This is a genomic window from Nostoc sp. FACHB-888 (assembly GCF_014696655.1).
Classification (GTDB): Bacteria; Cyanobacteriota; Cyanobacteriia; order Cyanobacteriales; family Nostocaceae; genus Nostoc.
This window is the reverse complement of the sequence record NZ_JACJQM010000070.1, coordinates 22320-28372: the sequence shown is the minus strand read 5'-3', so window position 1 is coordinate 28372 and position 6053 is coordinate 22320. Positions and strand designations below refer to the sequence as shown.

Here is a 6053-nt window from a genome sequence, read left to right as displayed (position 1 = left end):
GGGCTTGATTGGGGTAGGTGCTTTTGTGTTGTTGGTGATTGCAGCAATCGTCAGGGGAACAAACCAATGAAACGCAAACAATTTGAAGAATACTTGCGTTCAGGAACAGCCAACAATATTACTGTGGGGGTGCTGGCAACCATTGGGTTAATTTGTGGGGCAAAGTCATTTACAGGAACTCAAATTAGTTTGGTTGAATATTGCTTCATCCCCTCAACGCTCACCAAGCCGGTTAACCGTCAAAGGTACTGCACTCCCAACAAGCGTTACATAATGCCAGAGTCGGAATTTTATGCTGAAGCTTACACACCAGCTAACCCAGAGTTTCAACGTGATAGCTTTCTGCCAACTAAGGCAACCCGTCTAAGAATTATTCCAGCAAGTAACCCAGATAAGCCGCTTTGGGGTCTAGCCGCAGTAGTGGTCACAGGTGGAGCTTTGGCATTGTCTAAGGCTAGGGAATGGCGATTGATGCAGATGTTACCCGAACTAAGGAATGAGCTAAAAGCCAACTGGTTAATCAGCAAGCTTCGTGAAGGTTTAAGACTCCACAAAGAAAGCTACACCGCACAGTTAGACTACGAGTTTCACCAATGGTCAGAGAATCGACGGGTCAGAGCAGCGCAGTTGTCAAAAATGACACCGGAAGAATTAGCCATATTTCAAGAGCAAGTCAGGTTAAAGGCAGAAGCCGAAGCACGGGCGCAACTGCAACAGGCTACGGGTCAACCAGCCGGGGCATTACCGGGGCAGTCAATGCAGGATATCGCCAGGGGTGACGATAAAGTGACTGCCTCTGAACAGCAGACATTACAACAAAATACGAATGGTAGCCTTGACCCATCAGAAGCTCTTGCCCTGAATACTTTGCAAGCCCTGGCCAGAGCCGATAGCTCCACTGCTTTAGTCGCCGCACCGGGAAGCGGTAAATCGGTAACGCTCAATTACTTAATTCAGAAGATTTTGGCGGATTCCCCAAGGGCGGATATTTGGGTAATTAGTGCTAAGAATGATAGTTTCTGTGGTTTACGAGAGAAGGAGAGAGTAATTGTCTTTGATCAGAAAAACCCAGATTTAGCCAAAGACGTAATTGATAACTTTTACACCGATTACAAAAAGCGTAAGCAACTACTAGAAACAAAGCGCGAATCCTTACCACCATTGATTCTAATTCTGGATGATTGGTTAGTGATTGCTGACCAATTAACTAAGCATTACTCTGACTGGAATTATGGGAGTAAATTGCTTGATGTTCTGCTGATTGGTCGAGAGTTTAATACTAAGTTTATTGCTTCCCTACAGTCTTTTAATCTGGCAGCTTTGGGCATTGAAAAGATGGATGCCCAAACTCGTCTCTGTCTGAATTTATTGTTGTTAGGTAACAGGTATATCAAGAACGGAAGGGAACAAGAATCTTATGGGGTGCTGGAGTTAATTTTAAATAGAGGTGACATTATCCCAGGGAAGCAAGAACGGGAGCAAATTAAATCTAAATACTTGGATATTAAAGCAGTCTCTTATCAAAACCTCCGTCCAGTGATGATTGCTTCTGTTGGTGGTTTTGTTGTGGCATTGATGCCTAAATTATCTAATCAAGTCAATTCAATTGCTTCGGAGCAGGAATATCTAGATAGAGTGTTTGACCTGGAATTTAATTTAACTGCTACTCACCCTCATCACCCCAAGCCATTATCTGAAGTAGCGAAAAAGATTTATGAATACTTCCAGAATGTGAAGTCTAAAACACCAAAAACATTACGTGATTTGAAGAAAGCAGACAGGTTATCTGGTTATTCAGAGTCAGAATTAATTGATGGAGTAGCTGAATTAGTTAAGACTGAGAAGATAAATTCTGACGGTAATGATAGCTATTCCCTGCCTGATTGGTGAAAGTCCTGCCGTGATGCCGTGGTCATAATAAGGGATGTTTTACGGGCTTTTCTCGGTGGACACGGCATACGGCACAATCACGGCAATCCATACCCTGTATAGGTCGTAGCCTACGGCACTGCTACGGCAGCACGGACACCCACGGCAGAAGCATCAATAATAAGTCCGCCAATAAACAGCCATTTCTTATTAGAGGATTATCAACATCATGCTGAAAATAGTAATTGTTGAACCAGAAATATTCACTCTCTTAGGCATCAAAGGTGCTATTTCACAATCTCCTGATATAGAAGTTACAGGTGATGCCACTTCTGGAAAGCTGGGGTTTCAGTTAATTGAACAGACCAACCCTGATGTTGTGTTAGTTGATTTACTATTGCCCGACATGAGTGGTTTAGAACTGACTCGTTCAATTAAAACAAAGACTAATAGTAAAGTGGTAATTTTTACTAATCAGACTCATTCCGACTTTATTAAGTCAGCTTTTCGTCATGGGGCTGATTCTTATATGCTCAAAAGTGCTGATGTAGAATTGATTGAACTAGCCATCAAGAGAGCTTACCTTGATGAATGCCTGCTTGACCCGAAGCTGGCTAAAAAACTGTTAAAAAACCTTGATAAAAATAGATATATTGACCCTAGCTTTGCTGACAAAAACTTGCTTGACTCTCCCACCGAACGACAAATACAAGTCCTGCGTTTACTGGCTCAGGGTTTAGGTTTTGAACAGATTGCCAAAGAAATGTTTCTTTCTGTTAGTACAGTCAAACATTACGCCAGTGATTTGTACAGTAAATGGCACGTCAAGAACAGTTATGAGGCGATAAAAAGAGGGGCGATGCTTGGTTATATAGACTATAACTTGATTGTGAATGAATGATTTATCGGTGAGGAGAGCGAAAGAATTAAGTCGGGGAGTGGTGGGGTTTATTTTTGTACAAAATCTCTATATCCCTGACTAGCCCAATCACTGCTGCAATACGCCCAGAACGCACCGTCAGAACATCGGCAGTCATTATTGAGATACAGCCAAACTTCAAGGTAAAGGGTCAACGGTTCAGTTCCGAGGAATTAAAGCGATTATTTAATGAGTTTGTTGAGGCAAGTCTTTAGTCTGGCTAGATGCCTCGACTATCGAAATTACCCCTAATCAGGCAGAAGGGCAGACCGGACAGAATTAGACAGAATCCTTATGTAGCAATGGACAGAGCAGACAGACATCTAGACAGAAACTAGACAGGTTCACCCGCCGAAAACTTTTATAAACTGCATCTGACAGACACTAGGAAACCAAAAGTTCATGTAACTGGTATCACCCATAATGACACGAATTCAAGCTATCCAGAAGGTACACAAGCAATGACGGAGGTGGGTACAATTCTCATTCAAAAATTCTCAGCTAACGGGAAAACGCCGCTTTCTAGGGTCAAGATTGTTCGTGGTTTGCTTGATGACAACGGCGAGGAATTAAAGGAGGCAGAGCGTACACTGCCAAACTGGTTTAACCCAGAGTCTATTTACAACCATTTCAACGGTCAGCCGATTTATTTTGATGCTTAATTGCTGATTGAGTGAAAAGCTAAGTTGCTGAGGATCATACCTGCAAACACAAGCAAGTTCTATCACCCAACGGCATCATTAGTATTTCAGCTACTATGTACAGGGTGAAATAAGCAATTGTGCAGAAAGTTACGCTTTAAGTATGTATTATTTTTTCAGCAGCTTTAGTCAAAACCTCGTCCATCCATCCGTTGATACTCTTACCTGCTTTATTGGCCGCAACAAAAATTTTGCGATGATTTTCTGGTGTCGTGCGAAAAGGAAGTTTACCAGAGAAAGGTTTATTCGGATCTTCTCCTAATTCTTGACACCATTGGAGATAATCATCAACAGAATCTTCAAATGCTTGACGAGCTTCTTCAACAGTCTTGCCTTTAAATGTAATTACGTCCTTGATATCTATAACACGACCGCAAATAATGTTCGCTTCCGTATCGATTTCTATCTGACCTGTGTAACCCTTGTAAGTAAACATAGTCATCTATTTAATCCTGCTCTCTTCTCTTGAACCTATGAACTTAATATGTAATTGCCTGCCTACTTATACTGTCATCCTTTTTTAGCTTATTAAGGTGGTATCGACGCTATAAGAACACAGTTAAATAGATCATCCACTAAGTCATAGATAAGTTTTATTTCTAGTTTCAAGCTTTTCCCAAATCCTCCTATATATATTCTAGCTAATAAGAGCAATAAATATTGTGAAGTGATTAACTTCGCTACAATATTTTCTAGAATTACTTTTATATTTAAATTAATTAGATAATAATTATTTAATATCTTTGGATACCTCAATATGTTAGTTATATTGTTTTTTAAAAGTTTTTTCTTACCCATTTTATTATGATGATTGATTAAATTTACTGCTATTAAATAACTACATATTTTCAATTTCAAACTATTATATTCTTTAACAAGATTAATATTCTTATGGATAAATAATTCAATTTTTCTATAAAAATTGTCTAAATGGTGACATATATTATTCAATATAGTCATTGCTGAATCATTAAAAAAAGCGTGGTAGTCATTAACTCGCAATGATTCCTGATATATGGTATTCACCCGTTCTAATTTTTCTGTTTTACCTTCATGTCTAAATGAAGTCTTGTTAAGTTTACTTTTAGTTATTAAGCTTTTTCCTGAGCAAAGATCATTATAAAAACTATTATAAAAAATTCTCTTTATTTTTTGATAATAAGCAATAAACAAAAAGGAGATAAAACTCTTACCGCTTCCTGTAGAACAGGATATTACTATTTCTTTATCTGTATTCCCATCTGAGAAATAAGCCAATTGTTCTCTTATTGGACGAAGTATACCTTTTAAAAATGACCCAGGGATGTAGAGTTTATTTGTATTTGCTTCTGTAAGCATTAAACTAGGTGCGTATATTGATAGAAAATAACTCATTATTTTTTATTCATCTCCAAGAATTTACATCACAATGGAAAATTAAATTAATTAAAATAATACTTAAAATGTAATAACTTTTAGCTTGGCAAGGGGAGTTATAACTCCCCGTTTTATAATATTTTTTTTAATATTAGTTATTCAGGACTTATTCCGGCATTTTCTAAAAATAACCTCACATCTTCAACAGTACACTTGCAAATATTTTTACCAGTTGGATGCGGTTCATGAAAAATGGCTTTTATACCGTTTAACATAACCCTAACTCTTGAACCCTTTCCCTCTGTAATAACAGCACCTTTACTTCTTAGTAGGCTTTCGATGTCCCTCCACTTGAGGTCTGAAGGAACTGGTGTTGCGAAAATCTCCTTCAGGGTTGCCGCTTGTTTATTATTCAAGTTGCTCGATTCTCTAGACTACCCTTTAATGATATCGTGCAATGATATCAAAGTCAATTCTTTTAATATCAGCACCTAACCGCCCTCCAATGTTACTTAACGGTTTGGAATTTCAGCTTTAATAGATTGTCGATTCGCAGATTAATTGTTCATCTCTAGGTTGAAGTTGGTGTGGACACTGGTATAAACGCGGTTACAGACCTAGCTTATAGCTAATCCAATTATTTCTAAAAACCTTATTCAGTAAAGTTTTTGATAGTTGCTTGGCAGCGAGCGCATAACAGCCTCGCCAGTTTCCCCTAAGTAACTCTCTACAAAAATACACTTGTCGATCTCTATATCAGATTTGTATAATACATCTATTAAATCAACATCATCAAACTTGCAAAGCATCCATGAATAAGAAAAACGATGATGAATTAATCACCCTGTCAGCGCTTGAAGAAGACCTGCTCACAGCGTTGTGTGGCAAAGAGCTATACGGACTGCAAATTATGAACGCTATTAATGAAGCTAGCCTTGGCAAGCGTCAGATAGGATTTGGTAGCCTCTACCCCACTCTCCATCGAATGGAAAAAAAAGGTTTGGTTAAACCCCGTTGGGGCGAGGAAACAGATCCTGAATCTGGTGGTGCGCGGCGTAAGTATTACGTAATCACTGGGTTGGGGGAGCGCGTGCTTAGAGAAACTCAGGAATACCGCGCCCATCTTGCTGGATGGAAACCAATGTTTATCGAACAATTAAGTTTCGTGCAACCAGTACTTGGTCAATTGGGAGTAGAGGGGGTGTAGA

The 6053-nt window shown here is 39.1% G+C and carries 8 protein-coding genes; 5 read left to right on the top strand and 3 right to left on the bottom strand.

What is annotated here, in order from left to right; all coding sequences use genetic code 11:
* The first annotated feature begins 66 nt into the window (after positions 1 to 66).
* The 4 genes from H6G26_RS27865 to H6G26_RS27850 all read left to right on the top strand — a co-directional run bounded on the left by H6G26_RS27865 (position 67) and on the right by H6G26_RS27850 (position 3450).
* A complete protein-coding gene (locus H6G26_RS27865) occupies positions 67 to 1890 on the top strand; it encodes a hypothetical protein (protein ID WP_190733288.1) in 1824 nt (607 codons plus the stop codon).
* A gap of 208 nt (positions 1891 to 2098) precedes the next feature.
* Positions 2099 to 2770, top strand: a complete 672-nt coding sequence (locus H6G26_RS27860; protein WP_190733286.1) for a response regulator transcription factor — start codon at positions 2099 to 2101, stop codon at positions 2768 to 2770.
* A gap of 53 nt (positions 2771 to 2823) precedes the next feature.
* Positions 2824 to 3003: a hypothetical protein gene (locus tag H6G26_RS27855; protein WP_190733284.1), complete on the top strand. Its 180-nt coding sequence runs from the start codon at positions 2824 to 2826 to the stop codon at positions 3001 to 3003.
* A 246-nt stretch (positions 3004 to 3249) separates the two neighbouring features.
* Positions 3250 to 3450, top strand: coding sequence for a hypothetical protein (locus tag H6G26_RS27850; RefSeq protein ID WP_206757560.1), 201 nt, complete (start codon positions 3250 to 3252; stop codon positions 3448 to 3450).
* A 136-nt stretch (positions 3451 to 3586) separates the two neighbouring features.
* On the opposite strand, the gene H6G26_RS27845 is transcribed toward H6G26_RS27850, so the two are convergent.
* The 3 genes from H6G26_RS27845 to H6G26_RS27835 form a co-directional block, all read right to left on the bottom strand.
* A complete protein-coding gene (locus H6G26_RS27845; RefSeq protein WP_199327116.1) occupies positions 3587 to 3931 on the bottom strand; it encodes a type II toxin-antitoxin system HicB family antitoxin in 345 nt (114 codons plus the stop codon).
* A gap of 86 nt (positions 3932 to 4017) precedes the next feature.
* Positions 4018 to 4827, bottom strand: a complete 810-nt coding sequence (locus H6G26_RS27840) for a hypothetical protein (protein WP_190733280.1) — start codon at positions 4825 to 4827, stop codon at positions 4018 to 4020.
* A gap of 173 nt (positions 4828 to 5000) precedes the next feature.
* Positions 5001 to 5261: a type II toxin-antitoxin system HicA family toxin gene (locus tag H6G26_RS27835; RefSeq protein ID WP_190733278.1), complete on the bottom strand. Its 261-nt coding sequence runs from the start codon at positions 5259 to 5261 to the stop codon at positions 5001 to 5003.
* A gap of 395 nt (positions 5262 to 5656) precedes the next feature.
* Between H6G26_RS27835 and H6G26_RS27830 the strand changes: the two genes are divergently transcribed.
* Entirely contained in the window at positions 5657 to 6052 is a 396-nt protein-coding gene (locus H6G26_RS27830) for a PadR family transcriptional regulator (RefSeq protein WP_190733276.1), read from the top strand.
* Position 6053: the final 1 nt, after the last annotated feature.

Bases quoted from the DNA above. Each gene is read 5' to 3' on its own strand.
- H6G26_RS27865 (WP_190733288.1), top strand. From the start codon at position 67: ATGAAACGCAAACAATTTGAAGAATACTTGCGTTCAGGAACAGCCAAC.
- H6G26_RS27860 (WP_190733286.1), top strand. From the start codon at position 2,099: ATGCTGAAAATAGTAATTGTTGAACCAGAAATATTCACTCTCTTAGGC.
- H6G26_RS27850 (WP_206757560.1), top strand. From the start codon at position 3,250: ATGACGGAGGTGGGTACAATTCTCATTCAAAAATTCTCAGCTAACGGG.
- H6G26_RS27845 (WP_199327116.1), bottom strand. From the start codon at position 3,931: ATGACTATGTTTACTTACAAGGGTTACACAGGTCAGATAGAAATCGAT.
- H6G26_RS27840 (WP_190733280.1), bottom strand. From the start codon at position 4,827: ATGCTTACAGAAGCAAATACAAATAAACTCTACATCCCTGGGTCATTT.
- H6G26_RS27830 (WP_190733276.1), top strand. From the start codon at position 5,657: ATGAATAAGAAAAACGATGATGAATTAATCACCCTGTCAGCGCTTGAA.